The 23,772-nt window shown below is 70.9% G+C and carries 23 protein-coding genes and 1 pseudogene; 10 read left to right on the top strand and 14 right to left on the bottom strand.

Annotated features, from left to right (window positions below):
• Positions 1–34 precede the first annotated feature (34 nt).
• Both ACFW9D_RS20695 and ACFW9D_RS20690 read right to left on the bottom strand, forming a co-directional pair.
• A complete protein-coding gene (locus ACFW9D_RS20695; protein ID WP_188336805.1) occupies positions 35–652 on the bottom strand; it encodes a DUF6230 family protein in 618 nt (205 codons plus the stop codon).
• A gap of 640 nt (positions 653–1,292) precedes the next feature.
• Positions 1,293–2,264, bottom strand: coding sequence for a tetratricopeptide repeat protein (locus ACFW9D_RS20690; RefSeq protein ID WP_188336806.1), 972 nt, complete (start codon positions 2,262–2,264; stop codon positions 1,293–1,295).
• Positions 2,265–2,564: 300 nt separating this feature from the next.
• Here ACFW9D_RS20690 and ACFW9D_RS20685 point away from each other — a divergent pair, with 300 nt between their 5' ends.
• Positions 2,565–3,203 carry a TetR/AcrR family transcriptional regulator gene (locus ACFW9D_RS20685; RefSeq protein WP_188336807.1) on the top strand — a complete coding sequence of 213 codons (639 nt, stop codon included), beginning with the start codon at positions 2,565–2,567 and terminating at the stop codon, positions 3,201–3,203.
• Between the two features lie 199 nt (positions 3,204–3,402).
• On the opposite strand, the gene ACFW9D_RS20680 is transcribed toward ACFW9D_RS20685, so the two are convergent.
• From ACFW9D_RS20680 to ACFW9D_RS20665, 4 genes are all read right to left on the bottom strand, one after another.
• Positions 3,403–5,103: a methylmalonyl-CoA mutase gene (locus ACFW9D_RS20680; protein ID WP_188341304.1), complete on the bottom strand. Its 1,701-nt coding sequence runs from the start codon at positions 5,101–5,103 to the stop codon at positions 3,403–3,405.
• A gap of 105 nt (positions 5,104–5,208) precedes the next feature.
• Positions 5,209–5,547: a DUF3817 domain-containing protein gene (locus tag ACFW9D_RS20675; RefSeq protein WP_384623691.1), complete on the bottom strand. Its 339-nt coding sequence runs from the start codon at positions 5,545–5,547 to the stop codon at positions 5,209–5,211.
• A 56-nt stretch (positions 5,548–5,603) separates the two neighbouring features.
• On the bottom strand, positions 5,604–6,113 hold the full coding sequence (locus tag ACFW9D_RS20670; RefSeq protein ID WP_188336809.1) for a MarR family winged helix-turn-helix transcriptional regulator: 510 nt from the start codon (positions 6,111–6,113) through the stop codon (positions 5,604–5,606).
• 21 nt (positions 6,114–6,134) lie between these two features.
• On the bottom strand, positions 6,135–7,424 hold the full coding sequence (locus ACFW9D_RS20665) for an MFS transporter (RefSeq protein ID WP_384623689.1): 1,290 nt from the start codon (positions 7,422–7,424) through the stop codon (positions 6,135–6,137).
• 81 nt (positions 7,425–7,505) lie between these two features.
• On the opposite strand from ACFW9D_RS20665, the gene ACFW9D_RS20660 reads away from it, so the two are divergent.
• Together ACFW9D_RS20660 and ACFW9D_RS20655 are read left to right on the top strand one after the other, a co-directional pair.
• Positions 7,506–8,501, top strand: coding sequence for a DUF5937 family protein (locus tag ACFW9D_RS20660; RefSeq protein ID WP_384623687.1), 996 nt, complete (start codon positions 7,506–7,508; stop codon positions 8,499–8,501).
• Between the two features lie 138 nt (positions 8,502–8,639).
• The gene (locus ACFW9D_RS20655) at positions 8,640–9,674 is read left to right on the top strand and encodes a glycoside hydrolase family 6 protein (RefSeq protein ID WP_384623685.1); all 1,035 of its coding nucleotides are present in this window, start codon (positions 8,640–8,642) and stop codon (positions 9,672–9,674) included.
• Between the two features lie 33 nt (positions 9,675–9,707).
• Here ACFW9D_RS20655 and ACFW9D_RS20650 read toward each other — a convergent pair whose 3' ends face one another.
• The 4 genes from ACFW9D_RS20650 to ACFW9D_RS20635 form a co-directional block, all read right to left on the bottom strand.
• A complete protein-coding gene (locus tag ACFW9D_RS20650; protein ID WP_384623683.1) occupies positions 9,708–11,672 on the bottom strand; it encodes a galactose oxidase-like domain-containing protein in 1,965 nt (654 codons plus the stop codon).
• Between the two features lie 3 nt (positions 11,673–11,675).
• The gene (locus tag ACFW9D_RS20645; RefSeq protein ID WP_384623681.1) at positions 11,676–13,439 is read right to left on the bottom strand and encodes a glycosyltransferase family 2 protein; all 1,764 of its coding nucleotides are present in this window, start codon (positions 13,437–13,439) and stop codon (positions 11,676–11,678) included.
• A gap of 169 nt (positions 13,440–13,608) precedes the next feature.
• Positions 13,609–13,908 (bottom strand): MTH1187 family thiamine-binding protein, encoded by a 300-nt coding sequence (locus ACFW9D_RS20640; protein ID WP_384623679.1) that lies wholly within the window; start codon positions 13,906–13,908, stop codon positions 13,609–13,611.
• Entirely contained in the window at positions 13,905–14,249 is a 345-nt protein-coding gene (locus tag ACFW9D_RS20635) for a DUF3817 domain-containing protein (RefSeq protein ID WP_188336816.1), read from the bottom strand. Before ACFW9D_RS20635 ends, ACFW9D_RS20640 begins: the two co-directional genes overlap by 4 nt.
• Positions 14,250–14,380: 131 nt before the next feature.
• On the opposite strand from ACFW9D_RS20635, the gene ACFW9D_RS20630 reads away from it, so the two are divergent.
• The 4 genes from ACFW9D_RS20630 to ACFW9D_RS20615 all read left to right on the top strand — a co-directional run bounded on the left by ACFW9D_RS20630 (position 14,381) and on the right by ACFW9D_RS20615 (position 17,080).
• Positions 14,381–15,019 carry an AIM24 family protein gene (locus ACFW9D_RS20630; RefSeq protein ID WP_188336817.1) on the top strand — a complete coding sequence of 213 codons (639 nt, stop codon included), beginning with the start codon at positions 14,381–14,383 and terminating at the stop codon, positions 15,017–15,019.
• A 1-nt stretch (position 15,020) separates the two neighbouring features.
• Positions 15,021–15,671 (top strand): AIM24 family protein, encoded by a 651-nt coding sequence (locus ACFW9D_RS20625; protein WP_384623677.1) that lies wholly within the window; start codon positions 15,021–15,023, stop codon positions 15,669–15,671.
• A gap of 14 nt (positions 15,672–15,685) precedes the next feature.
• A complete protein-coding gene (locus tag ACFW9D_RS20620) occupies positions 15,686–16,474 on the top strand; it encodes an AIM24 family protein (RefSeq protein ID WP_223205943.1) in 789 nt (262 codons plus the stop codon).
• 129 nt (positions 16,475–16,603) lie between these two features.
• Positions 16,604–17,080: a MarR family winged helix-turn-helix transcriptional regulator gene (locus ACFW9D_RS20615; protein WP_188336820.1), complete on the top strand. Its 477-nt coding sequence runs from the start codon at positions 16,604–16,606 to the stop codon at positions 17,078–17,080.
• Positions 17,081–17,149: 69 nt separating this feature from the next.
• Here the strand turns inward: ACFW9D_RS20615 and ACFW9D_RS20610 are convergent, their stop codons facing one another.
• Positions 17,150–18,616, bottom strand: a complete 1,467-nt coding sequence (locus ACFW9D_RS20610) for an ATP-binding protein (protein WP_384623674.1) — start codon at positions 18,614–18,616, stop codon at positions 17,150–17,152.
• On the bottom strand, positions 18,613–19,290 hold the full coding sequence (locus tag ACFW9D_RS20605; protein ID WP_384623672.1) for a response regulator transcription factor: 678 nt from the start codon (positions 19,288–19,290) through the stop codon (positions 18,613–18,615). Before ACFW9D_RS20605 ends, ACFW9D_RS20610 begins: the two co-directional genes overlap by 4 nt.
• A gap of 129 nt (positions 19,291–19,419) precedes the next feature.
• Between ACFW9D_RS20605 and ACFW9D_RS20600 the strand changes: the two genes are divergently transcribed.
• Positions 19,420–20,028, top strand: coding sequence for a PepSY domain-containing protein (locus ACFW9D_RS20600; protein WP_384623670.1), 609 nt, complete (start codon positions 19,420–19,422; stop codon positions 20,026–20,028).
• A gap of 87 nt (positions 20,029–20,115) precedes the next feature.
• Here ACFW9D_RS20600 and meaB read toward each other — a convergent pair whose 3' ends face one another.
• Positions 20,116–21,072, bottom strand: coding sequence for a methylmalonyl Co-A mutase-associated GTPase MeaB (meaB, locus tag ACFW9D_RS20595; RefSeq protein WP_188336824.1), 957 nt, complete (start codon positions 21,070–21,072; stop codon positions 20,116–20,118).
• Positions 21,073–21,160: 88 nt separating this feature from the next.
• Positions 21,161–22,363 (bottom strand): acetyl-CoA C-acetyltransferase, encoded by a 1,203-nt coding sequence (locus tag ACFW9D_RS20590; protein ID WP_384623668.1) that lies wholly within the window; start codon positions 22,361–22,363, stop codon positions 21,161–21,163.
• 137 nt (positions 22,364–22,500) lie between these two features.
• Between ACFW9D_RS20590 and mce the strand changes: the two genes are divergently transcribed.
• Positions 22,501–22,941, top strand: a complete 441-nt coding sequence (mce, locus tag ACFW9D_RS20585) for a methylmalonyl-CoA epimerase (RefSeq protein WP_188336826.1) — start codon at positions 22,501–22,503, stop codon at positions 22,939–22,941.
• A 232-nt stretch (positions 22,942–23,173) separates the two neighbouring features.
• Positions 23,174–23,772: pseudogene (locus tag ACFW9D_RS20580) on the top strand (hypothetical protein); the annotation flags it as partial.

Genomic DNA, 23,772 nt, shown 5'->3' with positions numbered 1-23,772 from the left:
CCAAGCCCCGGGCCCGGGTTCGGGCCCGTCGGGACTAGTAGCACTCGTGCTTGCCCTTCTTGACACTCATCTTGAGGCCCGAGAGCTTGAAGGTGCCGGCCGTGGTGGCCCACGCACGCTGCTGGACGTTCTCGAAGTGCACCGAGTCGGCCTGCTGGGCGAACGAGTTCGGGTCGGCCTTGTCACCGTTGTGGATGCCGGGGCCCTTGCTGGCGTCACCAGCCGCCACACCGATGTCGATGTTCTTGAAGGTCGCGTCGGCCTTCAGGTCATCTGCGTCGATGTAGAGGGTCTTGGCCTCCACACGGGGGCCGCCCGCGCCACCGGCGGACAGCTTCATCGAGACGTCACCGAAGACCGGCACCGGCACGACGACGGACTGGCACAGGTTGGTGATCTCGGCGGACTTCATGCCGACGACCGCGACCGGGTGGGCACCCGTCTTGCCGCTGTCGATGGCTCCGTACTGGACGAAGCCCTCACCATCAAGGGAGTCGGCCGTCACCTTGAACGACTGACCCGAAACACTGAACGATGCCGCGAGCGCACCCTGGGACAGGGCGACGCCTATCGCGGCGGTCGCCGCGACGCTGGGCACCATGACGACGGCGAACCGCTTCCATCTGGTCCCGCCACGAGTCACGGACTTCATGACTGTTCCTCCTTCTCGGACGTACATCTCCGGCCCTGACTGCCCCTTGCGGCGGCTCAGCCGGGCAGGGATGGGAGAAGTGCTACGTCCTCGGGAAGGAGAGCGCCCGCATCGGAGGCGCGAGTCCGCACCCTGATCACCGGCGATCACCCCCGAGCGACAACCACTGGTCGCACCTGAGCCATCACGCGCAACCTGCCGGACAGGCTCAACCGGAAGGCTGAGACCCCCCTGTCCTAGACCGACGGCGCTCCCCTTGGTCCGCCGTCGACCTGCTCGGTGGGGACCCAAGGACCCCGCTGTCCGAATGGCTTTCGGACGGTGGGGAGTGGACCGAGCGTGCCCGATCGTGGTGCATTCCCGGCCGGGACACAAGGGGGTTCGTTACTCACGGGTAACGGAGAGATAACCACGCCGCGACCGGCTGGCATCAAGCAGCAACTCAGGGTGCTGTCAACCGAGTTGCGATTGCGGGTGAATCCGGGACGGAACCGGACAGAAAACGGCTCTCGACTTACTCCAAGTAACAGCGGCCGCAATTACCAAGTTTTGGTAAAGCGCGGCCGCCGTCGCCCTCCGCGGACAGAACTTTCACCCCGGCATCACATGCCGTGGCGTTTAAGAACTGGTCACCGACGGCTCAGAAGAGAACCCGGGCCAGAGCTGTACGCGCCGCAGTCACGCGGGGATCGTCGGAGCCGACGACCTCGAACAGCTCGAGCAGACGGACGCGCGCCGCGTCCCGGTCCTCGCCGGCCGAGCGGGCCACCGCGTCGACGAGCCGCCCGAACGCGTCCTCGACATGCCCGCCGACCAGGTCCAGATCGGCGGCCGCGATCTGCGCCCGCACGTCACCGGGCTTGTCGGCGGCGTCCTTGCGCACGGCCTGCGGGTCCATGTCCTGTACGCGCTGCAGGAGTTCGGCCTGACCGAGGCCGAGCTTGGCCTCCGTGTTGCCGGGGTCGTCAGACAGCACGTTCTTGTACGCCTGGACCGCGCCGGCGAGGTCGCCCGCGTCCAGAGCCTGTACGGCGGCCTCGAGCAGGGCGTCGTAGGGACCGGCCGGAGTCTCCACGACCGGGGCGGCACCCTCCGCATCGGGGTCGACCGCGATGCCGGTGAGGCCGAAGCGCTCCTCGGCGACCTGGATCAACTGGTCCAGGGTGCCCCGGATCTGGGCCTCGGGGGCGGCCCCCTGGAAGAGCGGCAGCGCCTGTCCCGCCACCACGGCGAAGACGGCGGGGATCCCCTGGACCCCGAACTGCTGCATCAGCATCTGATTGGCGTCGACGTCGATCTTGGCGAGCAGGAAGCGGCCGTTGTACTCGGCGGCGAGCCGCTCGAGGAGCGGGCTCAGCTGCTTGCAGGGCTCGCACCACTCGGCCCAGAAGTCGATGACGACGGGCACCTCGGTGGAGCGCTGCAGTACGGCACTCTCGAAATCCGCCTCGTCGACGTCGATGACGAGGGAGGACGGGGGCACGGCGGTCGGGCCGCCGCCCTGACGGGCCGCCTCGGCGCGCGCCTGCTCCGCCTTCGCCTTGGCCTCCTGGGCCGCCTTCACCGCGGCGAGGTCGACGACTCCGCTCATGGACATGTTCCGTGGCTGCATGCGTACAGTCTCCCCCTTCCGCGGACCGTTGTGGGCCGGGTCCGCCTCCGTGGCCTCCCGCCGGATTGCGAGGCGTACGGAGCGGACTCGGCCGCGTTGCGTTTTTCTGATGCCGGGTCCCCACCCGGCATCCGTGGTTGCCGCTCGTCTCGACCGCTCCGGGGTGCAGATCCGGGGCGCCGCACGAGTTCGTGCTTACGCTACGACCCGTAGCGTATATGCAGCGTAAGACGGCCGGGGACGCGGACGCCGGTGATCTGGCTCACGGGCCGTGCGGCTACCGGCCGGTATGGTCACGGCATGCAGAGCCGCATTCCGTCCTCCCCCTGCCGACCGGGCCGCCAGGGCCGCCCCCGGTCCGCCGCGGCGGACGAGGCGATCCTGGAGGCCACCCGCGCGGCGCTCGTCGACCTCGGCTGGTCCAAGCTGACGCTGGGGGACGTGGCGACGCGGGCGGGGGTCGCCAAGACGACCCTGTACCGGCGCTGGGCCGGCAAGAACGAGTTGGTGGTCGACGCGGTCGCGGTGCTCTTCGACGAGCTGGAACTGCCAGATCTCGGCTCGCTCGCGGCGGACATCGAGGCGGTCGTGCTGCAGTTCGCGGCGATCCTGGACCGGCCCGAGACCAAGACGGCGCTCATGGCGGTGGTCGCGGAGTCCACGCGGGACGCTCCACTGCGGGAGCGGATCCGGACGTCCATCGTGGACCGTCAGAAGCGGCTCGTTCTTGAGGGGCGGGCCCGGGCCGAGCGGCGCGGGGAGCTTCCCGTGCCGCCCGACCCCGAGTCCGCGGCCCGGTCCGCCGACCTCATCTTCGATGTGGCGGCGGGGGCGGTGGTGCATCGGACTCTCGTCAGCGGGGAGTCGGTGGACGCGGACTGGGTCCGGCGGTTCACCTTGCTGCTGCTGGGCGGCCTGAGCGCGGCCTCGGGCGACTGAGAGCTCGGGCCCACCCGTCCCGTCGTCGGGTGCGGCCCGGTGGGGCTTCTCGCGCAGTTCCCCGCACCCCTGATGAGGCTGCACCTCATCGGGGAGATGCCACCCGAAGGGTGTGCATCTCAGGGGCGCGGGGCTGTGTTCATCAGCGGCTCCGCCGCGGGGCGCGACCAGCCCCCACCGGACGGAGAGCCGAATCCCGCTAGAAGCCGGCGGGCTCCACGTACACGCCCCACTCGTCGCGCAGGACGCCACAGATCTCACCGAGGGTGGCCTCCGCACGGACCGCGTCGAGCATCGGCGCGATCATGTTCGACCCGTCCCGCGCGGCGGCGACCATCGCCTCGAGAGCGACCCGCACCTTCGCGTCGTCACGGCCCTCCTTGCGGCCGGCGAGCTCGCGGACCTGCTCGCGCTCCACCTCGTGGCTGACGCGCAGGATCTCCAGGTCGCCGGTGACGGACCCGTGGTGGACGTTGACGCCGACGACCCGCTTGTCGCCCTTCTCCAGCGACTGCTGGTACTGGAAGGCGGACTCGGCGATCTCGCCGGTGAACCAGCCGTCCTCGATGCCGCGCAGGATGCCGGAGGTGATCGGCCCGATGGGGTGCTGCCCGTCGGGGTGCGCCCGCAGGCCCCGCTCCTTGATCTGGTCGAAGATCTTCTCGGCGTCGGCCTCGATGCGGTCGGTGAGCTGCTCGACGTACCAGGAACCGCCCAGCGGGTCCGCGACGTTGGCGACGCCGGTCTCCTCCATCAGCACCTGCTGCGTGCGCAGCGCGATCTCGGCGGCCTGCTCGCTGGGGAGCGCGAGGGTCTCGTCGAGGGCGTTGGTGTGCAGGGAGTTGGTACCGCCGAGGACGGCGGAGAGGGCCTCGACCGCGGTGCGTACGACGTTGTTGTACGGCTGCTGGGCCGTCAGGGAGACGCCGGCGGTCTGCGTGTGGAAGCGCAGCCACTGGGCCTTGTCCGTCTTGGCGCCGTACACGTCGCGCATCCAGCGGGCCCAGATGCGGCGCGCGGCGCGGAACTTGGCGATCTCCTCGAAGAAGTCGAGGTGGGCGTCGAAGAAGAAGGAGAGGCCGGGGGCGAAGACGTCGACGTCGAGCCCGCGGGACAGGCCCAGTTCGACGTACCCGAAGCCGTCCGCGAGGGTGTACGCGAGCTCCTGCGCGGCCGTGGCCCCGGCCTCGCGGATGTGGTAGCCGGAGACCGAGAGCGGCTTGTAGGCGGGGATGGAGGCGGCGCAGTGCTCCATCAGGTCGCCGATGAGGCGCAGATGGGGCTCGGGCTCGAAGAGCCACTCCTTCTGCGCGATGTACTCCTTGAAGATGTCGGTCTGGAGCGTGCCGTTGAGCACGGCCGGGTCGACGCCCTGGCGCTCGGCGGCGACGAGGTACATGCAGAAGACCGGGACGGCGGGGCCGCTGATCGTCATGGAGGTGGTGACGTCGCCGAGCGGGATGTCCTTGAACAGGACCTCCATGTCGGCGGCGGAGTCGATGGCGACGCCGCAGTGGCCGACCTCGCCGAGCGAGCGCGGGTCGTCGGAGTCGCGGCCCATGAGCGTCGGCATGTCGAAGGCGACGGAGAGACCGCCGCCGCCCGCCTTGAGGATCATCTTGTACCGCTCGTTGGTCTGCTCCGCGTTGCCGAATCCGGCGAACTGGCGGATCGTCCACGTGCGACCCCGGTAGCCGGTCGGGTACAGGCCGCGGGTGAAGGGGTACTCACCCGGCCATCCGATCCGCTCGAAACCCTCGTACGTGTCCCCGGGCCGTGGCCCGTAGACCGGTTCGACCGGATCACCGGACAGCGTGGTGAAGTCGGCGTCCCGCTTCCGGGCGGCGTCGTAACGGGCCTGCCAGCGACGGCGGCCCTCCTCGATGGCGTCAGCGTCCATGCTTCCCATGCCTTCGAATTTACTAGGACGTCCTAGTAAATGTCGATGGCAAACCGCCCGCAGCTCGTGCGGGCGGGGGTGCCTGCGGGGCGCCGGCGGGGGCGGCTACGCCTTGGCGAGCGCCTCGTCGCCGTCCGCGACCTTGGCGTCCAGCTCCGCGGAGATCTTGCGCTCCACGAAGAAGGCGGCCGTCGGGATGGTGCCCGCGATCAGCACCCACAGCTGCTTGCCGACCGGCCACTTCGCCTTGGATCCCAGGTCGAAGGCGCAGATCAGGTAGACGACGTAGAGCCAGCCGTGCGCGATGGCGACGACCTTGGTGATGCCGTCGGCCTCGTCCATCTTGAACAGATACTTCGCGATCATGCCGAGGCAGAGCAGGACGAGGAGGACACCGGTCACGTAGGCCATGACGCGGTAGCGGGTCAGCACGCTCTTCTTCATGCGTCGAGCGTAACCGTCCGTTTTGCGAGATCTTGAGGCGGGCCCGGTGGGCTCCGTCACGCCTCGTCGAAATCCTTCGCCGCCACCCGCAGCGGGCGGAGCATCGCGAAGATCTCGGCGCATTCCTCCGCGTCGTAGACGCCGAGGCCGAAGTCCATCGCCATCAGGTCGCGGGTGGCCGCCTCGACGACCTCGCGGCCCTTCTCCGTGATCGTGGCGAGGGTGCCGCGGCCGTCGTTGGGGTTGGGGCGTTTGGCGACGAGGCCGGACTTCACGAGGCGGTCGACGGTGTTCGTCACCGAGGTGGGGTGGACCATGAGCCGCTCGCCGATCTTCGACATCGGCAGTTCGCCCGCCTTGGAGAAGGTGAGCAGGACCAGTGCCTCGTAGCGCGCGAAGGTGAGTCCGTACGGCTTGACGACGGAGTCGACCTCACCGAGCAGGATCTGGTGCGCGCGCATGATCGAGGTGATCGCGGCCATGGACGGCACGGCGCCCCAGCGCTGTTCCCAGAGTTCGTCGGCGCGGGCGATCGGATCGAAGGCAAGACTGAGCGGCTTCGGCACGTCCCAGACCATACCGGCCGGTCATATGGTGGTCAGCCCCGTCTCGCCCTTTGACCTCCCGGTCCGTGCGCTCGCCCGTACTTCGAGGGCCAGCGCGGTGCAGCAGACGGTGCCGAGCACGCCGGCGGCGGTGACCGCGGCGGCGACCCCGAAGGCCTCGGCGGCCACTCCGGCGAGGGCCGCGCCGATGCCCTGGACGGTCATCAGGCCCGCGTTGTGCACGGTCATGGCACGCCCGCGCAGCTCCTCGGGAAGCTCGTCGACGAACCAGCGGTCGACGCCGAGGGTGTACGCGAAGCCGAGCCCGGAGAGCAGCAGCAGGGGCAGCGTCGCGGCGAGGCCGGGGGTGACCGCGTACCCGGCGAGCGGCAGCAGGGTCAGGCAGGCCAGCGGGAGGGCGATCCGGGCACGGGCGGCGGGCGAGAGGACGGAACCGGCGAGCAGTTCGCCGCCGATCGTGCCGACGGCCATCGCGCACATCAGGAGGCCGACGGCCGAGGTCCCGGCGCCGATGTCGTCCGCGTACGCCGCCGCGAGCACCTCCGGCACGACGGAGAAGAGCGGCGGCACCCAGAGCAGCAGGACGAGGGCGCGCAGCCGGCGGTGGGCGAACAACTGGCGGGCGCCGGCGAGGGAGTGGCCGATCAGGGCGCGGGGTTCGGGGGTGCGGGCGGGTCTGCGGCGGGTGCCGAGGCGCAGCAGAGCCGCCGAGCACAGGAACGTGACGACGGTGATGGCGAGGGCGCCGCGCGGGGGCACGACGGTGAGCAGGACGCCGCCGAGGGCGAGGCCGCCGAGGACCGCGCTCTGCGAGACGATCCGCAGCAGGGAGCGGCCCAGTACGAACAGGTCGCCGTCGCCGAGCACATCGGTGAGGGTCGCCATGCGGGTGCCGTTGAACACGGGCGAGACGAGCGCGATGAGGAAGCGCAGGGCGAGCAGCGCGGCGACCGGGGTGACGGGCAGCGCCATCAGGAGCGCGCAGCCCGCGCAGATCAGGTCGCAGACGACGAGGACGCGGCGGGGCGGGTACCGGTCGGCGATCCCGGAGAGCAGGGTCCCGCCGATCGCGTACGGCAGGAAGCCGAGCGCGAAGGTGAGCGCGCTGAGCAGCGGCGACCCGGAGAGGCGGTACACGAGCACGCTGAGCGAGATCTCGGCGACGACGACCCCGAAGAGGGAGGCGGCGTGCGCGACGAACACGGCCCGGAACTCGGCGACGCGGAAGAGCGCGCCGTAGCCGGGTGTCCGTTCCTCCAAGGTGCCGCCGGAGGTCTGCTGCTGTTGCTGCTGTTGCTGGTCCTGCGTCATGGCTCGAGCCTGTCGAGGCGGTGGAGCCGGGCGTAGTGTTTCGGCTCGGGCCGAATGTCCGGGAGGGAGGAGGGGCGGGGCATGGCGTTGTATCTGCATTTCGGGGAGAGCGATCTGCTGCGGTGCCGGTTCGCGGTGTCGCCGTTGTGGGAGACGCACGACGCGATCCGGACGCTGGGGCGGCCGGACCGGCACGGGTACCACCTGCCGTGGCTGCGGCGGATCCGGGAGGCCGCGCGGGAGCTCGACCTGACGGCGATCCGGCTGCTGATGCCGCGCAGCGGGCACAGCCCGGACTTTCTCGGGCCGCCGCCGATCGGGCCCGCTGCGACGTTCCACGAGGAGCTCGCGGCGGTGCGGGCGACCCCGGCGGACGTGGCCCGCAAGGACCTCGCGCTGTCGCTGGCCTGCACGAAGGGCGCCGCCGAGACCCCGCAGGGGCGGGCGATGCTGGAGGATCCGGGGCGCGCGGTGCAGGAGCTCGCGGACACGCTGGAGCGGGCCTGGCAGGTGCTGGTGGAGCCGGACTGGCCCCGGCTGCGCGCGCTGCTGGAGGCGGACGTCGCGTACCACTCGGGGCGGCTGGCGCGGGTGGGTCTGGAGGGGCTGCTCTCGGAGCTGCATCCGCGGATCGGCTGGGACCCGGCGACGCTGACCCTCACGGCCCGCGCGAGCAGTCACCGCCGCAGCCTGGACGGGCAGGGCCTGGTCCTCATGCCGAGCGTGTTCGCGTGGCCCGAGGTGATCAGCGGGTTCGAGCCTCCGTGGCAGCCCACCGTCGTGTACCCGGTGCGCGGGATCGGCGGCCTGTGGACGCAGCCGTCCGGCGCCGCCCCGGAGGCGCTCGCCGGGATCCTTGGCCGCAACCGCGCGGACGTCCTGAGCGCGCTCGGCGCCCCGACGTCCACCAGCGCGCTGGCCCACACCCTGGGCCTGGCCCCGTCCTCCGTGTCGGCACACCTGAGGGCGCTGCGCGCGGCCGGACTGCTCACCACACACCGCCGGGGCCATCAGGTGCTGTACGAGCGGACACCACTGGGCGGCGCCCTGGTGACGGGCGGTCAGGAGGAGGCCTGAGCCGGGCCTGATCGGCGGAACTCCGACCCCCTCCGTCACGTTTGACAGAGTTTGATCGGTTTTGCTCCGTAGCATGCGGCACGAACCACCCCCGCGACATCGCCCGTTCCGAACACTCGCTCCGAACCTGGGGGCAGGATGCCCGTCCCGTCCGTCCGTCCACCGGTCCGCGGCCTCGCGCTCGCCGCCGCCGCGCTCCTCCTGACCACTCTCGCCGCCGGCTGCGCCGACGCCGGCCGCGAGGGCCGCGCCGCCACCTCCACCGGGCGCACCGCCCCCGGCCGCGTCACCGACGACTCCCCCTTCTGGGTCGACCCCGAATCCTCCGCCGCCGTCCAGGCCGACAGCTGGCAGAAGCAGGGCCGCGCCGCCGACGCCGCCCTGATCCGGCGGATCTCCGCGCATCCGCAGGGCATGTGGGTGCCCGGCGACTATCCGCGCCCGGCGATCGCCCAGGCGGGCACGCGGGCGAAGAAGGCGGACAAGACCCTGGTCCTGGTCGCCTACAACATCCCGCACCGGGACTGCGGCCAGCACTCGGCCGGCGGGGCGCACAGCGCGGACTTCTACTACCAGTGGATCGACGCGTTCGCGACGGGCATCGGCGACGCGAAGGCCCTCGTCGTCCTCGAACCGGACGCGCTCGGCCACATCGTCGACGGCTGCACCCCCGCCGAGTACCAGGAGGAGCGCTACCAGCTGATCTCCGGCGCGATCGACCGGCTGAAGAAGCAGCCGAACACGAAGGTGTACGTCGACGCGGGGAACCCGGCGTGGATCCCGGACGCGTCGAAGCTGGTGGAGCCGCTGCGCCGGGCCGGCGTGGACAAGGCGGACGGCTTCGCCCTCAACGTCTCCAACTTCCAGACGGACGCGGCCAGTACGGCGTACGGGCGGCGGCTGTCGCAGCAGCTGGGCGGCGCGCACTTCGTCGTGGACACCAGCCGCAACGGCGCGGGCCCCTACGGCGACGGCCAGGCGGAGGCGTGGTGCAATCCGCCCGGCCGCGCGCTCGGCAAGGCGCCGACCACGAACACGGGTGACCCGCTGGTCGACGCCTTCCTGTGGGTCAAGCGGCCCGGCGAGTCGGACGGGACCTGCCGGAGCGGGCCGCCCGCGGGCAAGTGGTGGGCCGACTACGCGCTGGGCCTGGCCCGCGGCGCGAAGTCCTGACGCCCACCACTCCCCCGTCCTGCGCGGGAACCGCTAGTCGTCCGAGCCGACCTTGATCCACTTCGCCTCGGACGACACACCGTCGGCGTCCGACACGAAGAGCATGTACCAGCCCGGCGGCACCAGCGTCGGGTCCTTCGGGACGTCGACGGTGACCGCGCCCTTCTCCTTCTTCACGCCGAGCTCGATCGAGCGCTGCTCCACGTCCGTCGTGTGGGTCACGGCGGACGGGCGCATGAGTCGCGCCTTCACGATCCGGTCGGCCTGGTCCGTCGCGAACGTCGCCCGGTGGCTGTCCGGCAGTTCCTCGGGCCCCTTGCCGAGGACCGGCCGCTTGCCCGCGGCCCGGTGCAGCGCGGGCGGCGTGAAGATCTCCATGCGCTGCTCGAAGTGGCCCAGCTTGGTGTTCTGCTGGTCGTCGAAGAGCGGGTCGGAGCCGAACGTGGCGACCCGGCCGTCGGGCAGCAGCAGCGCCTCCGAGTGGTAGTTGCGGCCGACCTTGGGTGACGCGGCCTCGTGGAACGCGTTGTCCTTCGGGTCGTAGAACTGCGCCGCGAGGATGTTGCTGGCGCTGCGCCCGCGGTAGTCGGAGGAGCCGTTCGTGGTGAACACGGTGTCGTCCGGCATGATCACGCTGTTCAGGTAGCGGGTGCCCTGCGGGAGGTCGGGCCCCGTCTTGAAGGACGGGTGCTTCTCCTTGAGGTCCACCACCGAGGTGCGCGCCGTCGCCCGCTTCGACTCGCCGACGCCTCCGCCGCCGAGCACCATCACCTTCTGGTCCTGCGCCGGCGGCAGCAGGAGCGAGGCCGAGGTCTCCGTCTCGTCCTGGTCGGCGAGTCCGGGCACCTTCTCGAACGTGTTGGTCTCCAGATCCCACAGACCCGGCCGGCGGCCCTTGTCCGCGGGCCCGTACCCGGCGTTGGACGCCGGGTAGAAGAGCTTGCCGCCCTTGGTGAGGAAGAGCGCCGGGTACGTCGGGAAGTACCGCTTGGGGCCCATCGACCACTTCTTGGTCTCCGGGTCGTAGATCTCGTTGTCGCCGGGGTCGATGACGCCGACGTCGTCGAGCCCGGAGACCGCGAGCACCCGGCCGTCCTCCAGGCCGACCAGCGTCGGGTACCAGCGGGCCTTCTCCATCGGGTCGACCGGTACGTACTTCTCGGCGACGGGGTCGAACTCGTAGGCCTCCCTGATCCCCTGGAAGTCCTCCTTGTCCATGGTGATCTTCTCGGAGATCCCGTAGACGTTGTCGGCGTCCTTGCCCTCGAGGCCCTCGATCTCGTACTGGGCCTGCTTCTTGGTCTCGTACTGCTTGCCCTTGTGGGCGGCCTGCACGAAGACGCGGGCCTCGCTCGCCTTGACCGTGGTCTTCCAGGGCTGCATGACGCCCCGGCTGTTGTAGGTGATCTGCTGCTTGCGCTTGGCCTTGGGGACGGTGACGTCGAACTGCGAGACGTACTCGACGCCCGACGGCGAGCGGAACTTCGTGCCCTTCTTGAGGACCATCTCCTTGTCGGGGCTCTCGTTCTTGACGCGCATGCCGCCGCCGGCCTTGGTGACCTCGCCGTCGAGCTGCTCGTAGCGGGCGGTGCCGCCGGCGACCAGGAGCTTGCCGGAGGGCAGCTGGGCGTGGCCGCCGCAGAAGAAGTCGACGGGGGTGGGGATCTTCTTGAAGGTGTTCGCCTTGGGGTCCCACAGCACGGTGTCGAAGGACCCCGCGTCGAACTTCTTCTGCTCGTTGCCCGAGCCGGCGACGATCAGGACCTTGCCGGTGTGCAGGAGCGCCGCGTGGATGGCGTTGGTGCGGTACTCCTTCGGGATCGAGACCTGGGTCCAGGAGCCGTACTGCGCCTTGTACTCGGGCTGCGCGATCTTCCAGTCGTAGTACTGCTCGGAGGCGAAGGTCCAGGCGGCCGGTGCGTTGAGTCCGACGAGCAGGGCGACCGCGCTCGCGGTCAGGACGCTCTTCTTCATGCGCGGGGAAGGCCGGTAGGCCATGGATCAGTTCCCTCCTGTGCTCGGGCTGGACATGCCGGAGGCGACGGCGAGGGCCGGCTCCGGTTCGGGCTCGGCGACGGGTGCGGCCGCCGGGCGGCGCCGGCGTTCGGTGACGGCCCAGACGACGGCCGGGGCGAGCGCGATGCACAGGGCGAGGACCGCCCAGGTGCGCATGGCCACATGGGTGTGGTCGAGGACGACGGACGCCACGAGGGACACGGCGAGGACGACGGCCCAGGTCAGGTGGATCCGGAAGGTCAGCGGCCGGTCGGGGCTGGCGTCGCCGCCCTTGGGGGTGACCACGAAGCGGCTGGGGCGGCGCAGCAGGGCCGCGCCGAGCGACTTCAGGTAGATGGGCGCGGAGATGGCCGACATCGCCATGCCGGCGAGTCCGCCGGAGCCCGTGGGTTCGTGCGGCGAGACGTTGTGCCGCCGGTTCCACAGGTAGAGGCCGATCTGGAGCGCTGCGGCGTCGCTGTAGAGCATGAGCCACACGGACGCGGACACCTCGGTGCCGGAGGCTCCGAACCAGAGGAACAGCACACAACTGAGCACGCCGAGCAGCCAGTTGACGGCCGTCATGGGGTAGTAGACGAGCATCATCGTGTACGAGAAGAGGCGGCCCGGAGGCATCGAGAACGGGGCCTTCCAGAACTGCTTGAACAGCGTCTCGTACGTGCCGCGCGACCAGCGCATCTGCTGGGTGAAGAAGTCCGTCCAGGAGGCGGGGCCCTCGCCGACGGCGAGCACGTCGGGGGTGTAGACGGAGCGCCAGTGGGCCCGGGTGAGCGGGTTGCGGTGGCGGTGGATCTCGAAGCCGGTCGCCATGTCCTCGGTGATCGAGTCGACGAGTCCGCCGATCTGGCGCAGGGCGCTGATCCGGACGATGTTGTTGGTGCCGACGAACATGGGGGCGCGGTAGCGGTTGCCGGCCCGCTGGATCAGCGCGTGGAAGAGGAACTGCTGGGACTCGGCGGCCTTGGTGACCGGTGAGGTGTAGTTGCCGTACACCTGGGGGCCGACGACGAAGGCGATGTCCGGGTCGCGGAAGTAGCCCATCGTGCGCTCGAGGAACTCGGGGTGCGGCACGTGGTCGGTGTCGACGGAGGCGAAGAACTCGTAGCCGCCGCCGTGCATCGCGAGCCAGGCGTTGTAGTTGCCGTGCTTGGTGCGGGTCTTGTGCGGGCCCTTGTTCCGGTTCCACTCCGGGACGCCGTGGCGGGTGAAGTGGCGGACGCCGAGCTCGGCGCACAGGGCCTTGGCGGCGGGGTCGTCGCCCTCGTCGAGGAGCCAGACGTCGAAGGGTCCGTCGTGCCGGATCCGCACGGCCCCTTCGAGGGTGGCGCGCACCATCGCGAGGGGTTCCTTGCCGGGGACGTACGTCGTGAGGAACGCGACCCGGGTGCCCGGTTCGGGGACCACCGGCACGGGGTCCCGGGCGACCATCGTCGCGTGGGCGATGGATATGACGTTGACGAGCATGAACAGCTCGATGAGCCCGATGGAGACGAGCATGACGACGTCGAGTCCGACGAGCCAGCTGTCGCCGCCCTCGCGTTCGACCCAGTGGCTGGGCCAGACGAGGTAGACGAGGAGCACTCCGGTGAGGACCGGGGCCAGGGTCATCAGCAGGACGGCGCGTATTCGGCGGGGCTCGCGCGAGAGCAGGGATGTGTACTGGACCCGGTAGCGGCCCCGTCCGGACGGCTGGGTCAGCGGTCCGGCGAGCCGGCTGTAGGTGTCGTAGTCGTAGCCCTCAGGCCGCACAGCGCCCTCCAGGATCTGGTGATCGGCCGTATCGATACCCTCACCAAAAGGGACATCTACGGGCGTGTCGAACCAGAAGGGGGCGGACGAGTGAGTGGTAGGGCCAAGCAGGGGAGTTGAGCGGCGCGGGCGGTGGGCCCGCGCCGCCTGACGGCGTGTCGGCCCGGGCCTATTCGGCGGTCAGGTGCCGCTCGACGGTTTCGACCTTCGACGTCAGACCGTCGGTGACGCCGGGTCGGATGTCGGCCTTGAGGACGAGCGAGACGCGCGGGGCACGCTCCTCGACGGCGGCGACGGCGCGCTTGACGACGTCCATGACCTCGTCCCAGGACTCGCCCTCGATCGAGGTGAACATGGCGTCGGTGCGGTTCGGCAGTCCGGACTCGCGGACGACGCGGACGGCGTCGGCGACGTACTCCCCCACGTCCTCGCCGACCCCGAGCGGGGTCACGGAGAAGGCGACGATCATGCGTTGACCACGCCTTCCTGGCGGGCGCGGGAGGCGATGACCGCGCTCTCGGCCTCGCGCTTGAGCTTGCGCTCGGCGAAGAAGCCGCCGGTGGGCAGGACGGAGAGGACGAAGTAGAGGGCGGCGGTGCCGAAGCTCCACTTCGTGCGGTTCCAGGCGTCCAGCCAGAAGACGACGTAGAGGACGAAGAGGATGCCGTGCACCGCGCCCATGACCGGCACCGCGTTGAAGTCCGTCGTCCGCTTGAGCACGGAGCACACGAGCAGCAGGAGGAAGGAGACGGCCTCCGGCCCGGAGACCAGGCGGAGGCGTCGGAGGGCGGAGGCGGTCTTGATGTCCACGGGGCACCTTCGGCAGAAGTTCTTTGTCAGGACATGACGATCTTGTGAACGTGCGCACAAGCGTTTCCATTGTGGCACCGCCTCCTCCGTGCCCTGTCGGCGGGCTCCCCGCTCCGGCTACCGTCGTCCCCGTGGCAACGTTTCGGCTCCAGGGCAGCAAGGTGCTGGCCGTCGACATGACGGGCGACGGCGTCAGGGCGAAGAACGGGTCGATGGTCGCGTACGACGGCCGGATGGCCTTCAAGAAGCTGAGCGGGGGTGGCGAGGGGATCCGGGGGATGGTGACCCGGCGCATCACGGGCGAGCAGCTGACGGTGATGGAGGTGAAGGGGCAGGGCACCTGCTGGTTCGCGGACCGGGCGAGCGAGATCAACCTGGTGGACCTGCGCGGGGACAAGCTCTACGTCGAGTCGAGCAATCTGCTGTGCACGGACGCGGGCCTGCGCACCGGCACGAGCTTCACGGGCCTGCGCGGCGCCTCGCAGGGCAACGGACTGTTCACGACGACCGTCGAGGGCCACGGCCAGGCGGCGATCATGAGCGACGGCCCGGCCGTGGTGCTGCGCGTCAGCCGCCAGTACCCGCTGACCGTGGACCCGGGCGCGTACGTCGCCCACCAGGGCAACCTGAGCCAGTCGTTCCAGTCCGGCGTCACCTTCCGCACGTTCCTGGGGGAAGGCGGCGGCGAGGCGTTCCAGATCCGCTTCGAGGGCGAGGGGCTCGTCTACGTCCAGCCCAGCGAGCGGAACACGATCGCGGGGGATGTGTGACATGGCCTTCCGTGAGGTCAATTCGAAGATGATCGAGGCGACGGTCCTGCCGGGGCAGCGCCTCTACAGCCAGCGCGGCGCGATGCTCGCGTACAAGGGGGACGTGTCCTTCACGCCCAGCGTGCAGAGCGGCCAGGGCGGGCTGATGTCGATGCTGGGGCGCCGGGTGGCCGGTGAGGCGGCGCCGCTGATGACGGTCGAGGGCAGCGGCACGGTCCTGTTCGGGCACGGCGGGCACCACATCCAGATCATCGAGCTGACGGGCGACACCCTCTACGTGGAGGCGGACCGGCTGCTCGCGTTCGACGGGGCGCTGCGCCAGGGCACGATGTTCCTCGGCTCGCAGGGCGGGGTGATGGGCATGGTGCGCGGGCAGGTCAGCGGCCAGGGGCTGTTCACGACGACGCTCCAGGGGCACGGCGCGGTGGCCGTCATGGCGCACGGCGGGGTCATCGAGGTCCCCATCGGCCCGGGCCGCGAGGTCCACGTCGACCCGCAGGCGTACGTCGCCCACCACGGGGACGTGCGCAACCGGCTGTCGACGGCGCTCGGCTGGCGGGACATGGTGGGGCGCGGCAGCGGCGAGGCGTTCCAGCTGGAGCTGAGCGGCAGCGGCGCGGTGTACGTGCAGGCCTCGGAGGAGAAGCTGTGACGAGTGGACCCGCGGTGTTCGACCCGGCGACCCTGCCGGCGGACGACAACGTGAACGCGTACACCTTCTGCGTGGAACTGAAGGGCGGCGGCCGGGGCGGCGGCGGTCAGTGGTTCCTGCAGAAGGGGAAGATGATCGCCTACTACGGGAGCATCGACTTCAACGGGATCGGGCACGGCCGTCTGGACCGGCTGGTGCGCACCTCGTTCCACTCGCCGCTGCACGCGAGCGACTGGGTGGTGGCGGAGGGCAGCGGCAAGATGCTGCTCGCCGACCGGGCCTTCGACGTGAACTCCTACGACCTGGATGACGGGAATCTGACCATCCGGGCGGGCAACCTGCTCGCTTTTCAGCCAACTCTCGCACTGAAGCAATCGATCGTGCCGGGCTTTCTGACGCTCATTGGCACCGGCAAATTCGTGGCGGCCTCCAACGGTCCCGTCGTCTTCATGGAGCCGCCGATCCGGGTGGATCCGCAGGCGCTCGTCGGCTGGGCCGACTGCCCGTCGCCGTGCCACCACTACGACCACGGTTATCTGACGGGCGTGATCGGCGGTCTACGTGCGATGACGGGGATCGGCGGGGTCTCCGGCGAGGAGCACCAGTTCGAGTTCGTGGGGGCCGGCACGGTGTTGTTGCAGTCCAGCGAGTCGTTGATGCCCGAACAGGCGACGGGTGACGTACCTCACCAGGCCGGAGTTCCAGGCGGCGCGCCGGGTGCGCACGGAGGCTCCACAGGTCAGCCATCCGTACCGCGCCTTCCCGGACAGCTCGGTGACCTCCAGCGTCGCTTCGGGCTGTGAGCGGTAATCTGCGGAGTGTGACGTCGAACGCGTGAACCCATCGGGGGGACGGCCGGTGCACACCGGGGTGGGCGGCGTCACAAGTCCCAGATTCGTTCGCCTTTCAACTTTTTAGGTAGACTCGATCACATGGAGACCCAGACGGCCACGCCGTGGCTGACCGACGAGGAACAGTGCGCCTGGCGCACCCACCTGGAGGTCAACAGGCTGCTGAACTACCAGCTGGAGCGAGACCTCCAGCCCTTCGGCCTGACGATGAACGACTACGAGATCCTGGTCAACCTCTCCGAGGCCGACGACCAGCGGATGCGGATGAGCGACCTCGCGGCCGCCACCCTGCAGTCCAAGAGCCGCCTCTCGCACCAGATCACCCGGATGGAGAACGCGGGCCTGGTCCGCCGGGAGAACTGCGCCTCCGACCGGCGCGGACTCTACACCGTGCTGACCGATCACGGTCTGGAGACCATGCGCCAGGTCGCCCCGCACCACGTGGCGTCCGTGCGCCGGCACTTCATCGACCTCGTGCCGGCCGAGGACCTGGCGGGGTTGCGCAAGGCGCTCGGCCCGATCGCCGAACACTTGCGTTCGCAGCGCGGCAAACCCTGAGCGAGCCGGACAGCGCGGCCGGGCACCGCACGGAGGACCGCCGACCTTCTCCGTCAAGCGCCCGGCCCGTCAGTTTTCCCTTCCGGTCTCCGTACCGGATCGCCTTCCCGGCAGCGTGAGTTCGAACAGCGCGCCGCCCTCGGGCGCGGTGCGCACCGTCAGGGTGCCCCCGTGCCGCTCGGCCACGTCCCGGGCGATGGCGAGGCCCAGACCGGCCCCGCCACCGTCCCGGGACCGCGCGTCGTCGAGCCGTACGAACCGCTCGAAGACGCGCTCCCGCTCCGCCTCCGGCACCCCGTCGCCGTCGTCGGACACCGTCAGGCGCGCCCCCTGACCCGCGGCGCCGCCCTCCACCGTGACCCGCACCGCCGTACGGGCGTGCCGTTGCGCGTTGTCGACCAGGTTCGCCACGACCCGGGCCAGCTGGCCCCGCGAACCCGTCACCCGGGCCTCGCCCCGCGTCGCCGTCTCCACCGGCACCCGGTCCCCGACCCGCTGGGACAGCTCCTCGCGCACCAGCGCGGCCAGGTCCACGGCCGTGCCGCCCGGCCGCTCCCCCGCGTCGAGCCGGGCCAGCAGCAGCAGATCCGCGGCCAGTTCCTGGAGCCGTACGGTGTCCTCGACCGCGCCCGGCACATCGAGCAGCTCCGGGTGCGCCGCGCCCACTTCGAGCTGGGTGCGCAGCGAGGCGATCGGACTGCGCAGCTCGTGCGAGGCGTCCGCCACGAACCGGCGCTGACGCTCCACGGAGTCGGCCAGCGCGGCCAGCGTCTCGTTCGTCGTCCGGGCCAGCCGGGCCACCTCGTCGTGCGTGTCCGGGACCGGGACGCGGCGGCCCAGGTCGCGGGAGGCGGTGATCGCGGCCATCTCGGCGCGGATGCCCTCCACCGGGCGCAGCGCGCGCCGCGTCACCAGCCAGGTCACCCCGGCGACCACCACGAGCAGCACCGGGAAGCCGATCAGCATCGCCGTCGACGCCGTCGTCACCGCGCTGCGCTCCGCGGCGAGGGGCGCGCCCGCGTACACCGTCAGGTCGCCGCGCGGGGTGTCGTCGACCTCCACGGCGGCGAAGCGGTAGTCGGCGGTGTCGCCGTCGATCGTCGCCTCGCCGTCGGTGTAGCGGGTGTCGTCGGAGACCTCGGGGCGGGTCCGCCCGGCGTCGTCCTCGTCCCCGTCGTCCCCGTCGTCGTCCCCGCCGCCGCCCGCCGGGGCGCCGTCGGCCGGGCGGACCTGCTCCGTCTCCGTGCCGGTGATGTGCTCCAGGTCCTCGGTCGCGGCGAGCAGCCGGCCGTCGGCGTCGACCACCTGGACCGGCTCGTCGCCGTCGTCCAGGTCGATCGCGTCCGTCGCCGGCTGTGTGACGAGGGTGGTCGCGACGCGGCGGGCCGAGGAGTCCGCCGCCCGGCCCGCCTCGCCGGTGAGACTGCTGCGCAGGGCCAGCAGCAGGGCCGTGCCGGCCGCGACCAGGGCCACCGCGACGACGAGGGTCGCGGCGAGGGTGGCCCGCGCCCGTACCGAGCCGAGGGTGCGGCTCATCGCGGCGCCTCCAGGCGGTAGCCGGCGCCGCGCACCGTGCGGATGAGTTCCGCGCCGAGCTTGCGGCGCAGGGCGCTGACGTAGACCTCGACGATGTTCGGGTCGCCCTCGTACGCGAAGTCCCAGACGTGCTCCAGGATCTCGCTCTTCGACACGACCTCGCCGCGGCGCAGCACGAGCTGCTCCAGCACGGCGAACTCCTTCGCCGTGAGCGGGACTTCGATGCCGCCGTCCCGGGTGTGCGTGACCCTGCGGGCGCCCGTGTCGACCGCGTACGGGCCGACCGTGTGCACGGGGTTCGCGCTGCCGGTGCGGCCGCGGCGGCGGAGCAGGGCCTTCACGCGGGCGACCAGCACGACGTACGAGAACGGCTTCGTCAGATAGTCGTCCGCGCCCGTGTCCAGGCCCTCCGCCTCGTCGTACTCGCCGTCCTTCGCCGTGAGCATCAGGATCGGGACGTCGTGGCCGGCGGCGCGCAGGGCCGCGCAGACGCGGTAGCCGTTCATGCCGGGCAGCATGATGTCGAGGACGACCAGGTCGTACGTCCCCTCGCTCGCGCGGTGCAGGCCCTCGGTGCCGTCGTGCACGACGTCCACGGCGTAGCCCTCGGCGGTGAGTCCCGCCGCAAGCGACAGGGCGAGGCGTTTCTCGTCCTCCACGATCAACAGGCGCATAGGGGTCAGGGTCGCAGGTCGAACCTGAAGAGGTCTTCAGGGTCCTTCAGCGGGGCTTCAGCATCGGTCGGGCAGCGTGGTCCCCGTCGAACCGAACTGGCCCACTGCACCCTTGGAACGGGAGTTCTCATGAAGCGCCGCATCCTCGCACTCTCCGCCGTCGCCGCCGCCGTGGTGATCGGCGCGGGCACCGCCACGACGGTGGCCTTCGCCGGGGAGGACGACGACGACCGTACGTCCGCGTCGACGCCGGCCGCGCACACCGACCGGGACGACGACGACCGGGACGACGACCGCGAAGAGGCCACTTCCGCGAAGGCGAAGGTGAGCGCCGAGGACGCGATCGCGGCGGCGCTGCGCCACACGCCCGGGGTCGCCACGGAGGCGGACCTGGACTCCGACGACGGCCGCCTGGTCTGGGACGTCGACGTCATCGGCTCCGGGAACAAGTGGCACCACGTCGAGATCGACCCCGCCACGGGCAAGGTCCTGGGCTCGCACGTGGAGCGGGACGACGACGGTGACGACGACTCGGCCGAGCGGGTGTCGTCGGTGCTCCGGGACGCGTCGACCTCGGCCTCGGACGCCGCGCGGGCCGCGTCGGCCGAGGGCCGGGTCACGTCGGTCGACCTGGACGACAAGGCCTGGGAGGTCGAGACGACGTCCGCGAACGGCACGGACCACGACTGGACCGTCCCCCTGACCTCGACCAAGGTCACCCCGTCCCACGACGACTGACCCACGCCCCGGAGCGGCGCCCCGCGGCAGGGCCGGACCCGTCACCCTTCCGGGCGCCCGCCCCGCCTGAGGGGCGGGCGCGGGTGTTCAGGACTGGGTCAGGCCCGCGATCAGTTCGTCGGCGGCTCGGTAGGGGTCCAGGGCGCCGGCGACGATGCGTTCCGCGAGGGCGCCCACGTGCTGATCGCCCGAGAGGTCGCCGATGCGTTCGCGCAGGGCCGTCACAGCGATGGACTCGACCTCGTGGGCCGCCCGGGCCACCCTCCGCTCCTGGAGGACCCCGCGCTCCTCCATCCACGCCCGGTGCTTCTCGAGCGCCTCGACGACCTCGTCGATGCCCTCGCCGCGCGCGGCGACGGTCTTCACGATGGGCGGCCGCCAGTCCCCCGGTCCCCGGGACTCGCCGAGGCCCAGCATGTGGTTGAGCTCGCGGGCCGTCGCGTCGGCCCCGTCGCGGTCCGCCTTGTTGACGACGTAGACGTCGCCGATCTCCAGGATTCCGGCCTTGGCCGCCTGGATGCCGTCGCCCATCCCCGGCGCCAGCAGCACCACGCTCGTGTCCGCCTGCGAGGCGATCTCCACCTCGGACTGGCCGACCCCGACCGTCTCGACGAGGACCACGTCGCAGCCGGCCGCGTCGAGCACCCGGATGGCCTGCGGCGCCGCCCAGGCGAGTCCACCCAGATGGCCGCGCGTGGCCATCGAGCGGATGTAGACCCCGGGGTCGGAGGCGTGCTCCGACATCCGGACCCGGTCGCCGAGCAGCGCGCCCCCGCTGAACGGGGAGGACGGGTCGACGGCAAGGACGCCGACCCGCTTCCCGGCCCGCCGGTACGCGCTCACGAGCGCCGACGTGGAGGTCGACTTGCCGACTCCGGGCGAACCGGTGAGGCCGACCACGTACGCGTTCCCGGTGAGAGGGGCCAGCGCCGCCATGACCTCACGGAGCTGTGGGGACGCCCCCTCCACCAGGGAGATCAGCCGGGCCACGGCCCTCGGCCTGCCCTCCCTCGCCTGGGCGACCAGCGTGGGGACGTCCTGCATCACAGCTCCGTTCACTCGGTCCCGTACAGCAAACTGCGAAAGGGGTCGGGGGGGATCACCCTTCGGTCACCCCTCGCTCACCCGTCGGTCAGGCCTTGGGTACCCGCACGATGAGCGCGTCACCCTGACCGCCGCCACCGCACAGCGCGGCCGCGCCGACACCGCCGCCGCGCCGCTTGAGCTCGAGGGCGAGGTGCAGCACGAGACGCGCGCCGGACATCCCGATCGGGTGACCGAGGGCGATGGCGCCGCCGTTGACGTTCACCTTTTCCGTGGACACGCCGAGGTCCTTCATCGACTGGACCGCGACGGCCGCGAACGCCTCGTTGATCTCGATGAGGTCGAGGTCCTCGGCGGCCAGGCCCTCCTTCTTGAGGGCGTGCTGGATCGCGTTCGACGGCTGGGACTGGAGGGAGTTGTCCGGGCCCGCCACGTTGCCGTGCGCGCCGATCTCGGCGATCCACTCCAGGCCCAGCTCCTCGGCCTTGGCCTTGCTCATGACGACCACGGCGGCGGCGCCGTCCGAGATCTGCGAGGAGGTGCCGGCCGTGATCGTGCCGTCCTTGGCGAACGCGGGGCGCAGCTTGCCCAGCGACTCGACGGTCGTCTCGGCGCGGATGCCCTCGTCCTTGCTGAAGACGACCGCGTCACCCTTGCGCTGCGGGATCTCGACGGGCGTGATCTCGGCCTCGAACAGGCCGTTCTTCTGGGCGGCCGCGGCGCGCTGGTGGGACAGCGCCGCGATCTCGTCCTGCTCCGGGCGGCCGATGCCCAGGCGGGTGTTGTGCCTCTCCGTGGACTCGCCCATGGCGACGTTCTCGAAGGAGTCGGTGAGGCCGTCGTACGCCATGGCGTCGATCATCTGCACAGCGCCGTACTTGTAGCCCTCGCGGGACTTCGGCAGCAGGTGCGGGGCGTTGGTCATCGACTCCTGGCCGCCCGCGACCACGATGTCGAATTCGCCGGCGCGAATGAGCTGGTCGGCGAGCGCGATGGCGTCGAGGCCGGAGAGGCAGACCTTGTTGATGGTCAGCGCCGGCACGTTCATGGGGATCCCGCCCTTGACGGCGGCCTGGCGGGCCGGGATCTGCCCGGCACCCGCCTGGAGCACCTGGCCCATGATCACGTACTGCACCTGGTCGCCACCGATCCCCGCACGGTCGAGGGCGGCCTTGATCGCGAAGCCACCGAGGTCGGCTCCGGAGAAGGACTTGAGCGAGCCGAGCAGACGGCCCATGGGCGTCCGCGCGCCCGCGACGATCACTGAGGTGGTACCGGTCGTTCCAGACATGAGGCACGGCCCCTTGGATATGAGGAGTGAACGAGGGTTTACTCGAATGTACTGAGCGGTACCCCGCACGTCATCGGAGCGACGGTGTGATCGCGCGCACGTTGCGTGACCACCGTGGGGCGCGCTGCACTGGAAGCATGCTGACGCGAATCGACCACATCGGGATCGCCTGTTTCGACCTCGACAAGACTGTTGAGTTCTACCGTGCCACGTACGGCTTCGAGGTGTTCCACTCCGAGGTCAACGAGGAGCAGGGCGTGCGCGAGGCCATGCTCAAGATCAACGCCACCGACGACGGCGGCGCCTCCTACCTGCAGCTCCTGGAGCCGACCCGCGAGGACTCCGCGGTGGGCAAGTGGCTGGCCAAGAACGGCGAGGGAGTGCACCACATCGCCTTCGGCACGGCGGACGTCGACGGGGACTCCGAGGCCATCCGCGGCAAGGGCGTGCGGGTGCTCTACGACGAGCCGCGGATCGGCTCGATGGGGTCCCGGATCACGTTCCTCCACCCCAAGGACTGCCACGGCGTGCTGACCGAACTCGTCACCGCCGCACCGCAGGAGTCGGCGGAGCACTGACCTCCACATACTCGGGCCGGTAGGGTTGGGGGGCGGCTGTCGCACGCAACAGGACAGTCGTGGGCCGGGGTCCGGGTATCGGGGGACGTGGTCGGAGTGGTCGGGCAGCCAGAGCCGAGGTCCGACAGCGCCGCCCTGTTCGATCTGACACCATTCCCCGGGGGCCCCGTTCGGCGTACGGCCGGGGCTCGTAAGGAAAGACTTGCGACCAGGGGACGGATGGGACCGCGCAGTGCGGGGCTACGAGAGCCAGGACGGCCGGCGGCCGGCTGAGACCGACCATCTCTCGCGGTTCGAGGCCGAGATGAAGCGCCTCGAGACCGAGCGGGAGAAGGCCGTCCAGCACGCCGAGGACCTCGGCTATCAGGTGGAGGTGCTGCGCGCCAAGCTGCACGAGGCGCGCCGCAGCCTCGCGACCCGGCCTGCCTACGACGGGGCGGACATCGGCTATCAGGCCGAGCAGCTCCTTCGTAATGCCCAGATCCAGGCCGATCAGCTGCGCGCCGACGCCGAGCGCGAGCTGCGGGAGGCCCGCGCACAGACGCAGCGGATCCTGCAGGAGCACGCCGAGCAGCAGTCCCGGCTCCAGGCCGAGCTGCACACCGAGGCGGTCAACCGGCGCCAGCAGCTGGACCAGGAGCTGGCCGAGCGCCGCCGCACGGTCGAGAACCACGTCAACGAGAACGTGCAGTGGGCCGAGCAGTTGCGCGCCCGCACCGAGTCGCAGGCCCGCCGACTGCTCGACGAGTCGCGGGCCGAGGCCGACCAGGCGCTGGCCGCCGCCCGCGCGGAGGCCGAGCGGGTCGCCGCCGAGGCCCGCGAGTGGCTGAC

The organism is Streptomyces sp. NPDC059524 (assembly GCF_042749255.1).
Classification (GTDB): domain Bacteria; phylum Actinomycetota; class Actinomycetes; order Streptomycetales; family Streptomycetaceae; genus Streptomyces; species Streptomyces xanthii.
The sequence above is the reverse complement of the archived record's forward strand: the minus strand, read 5'-3'. Positions and strand labels throughout refer to the sequence as shown.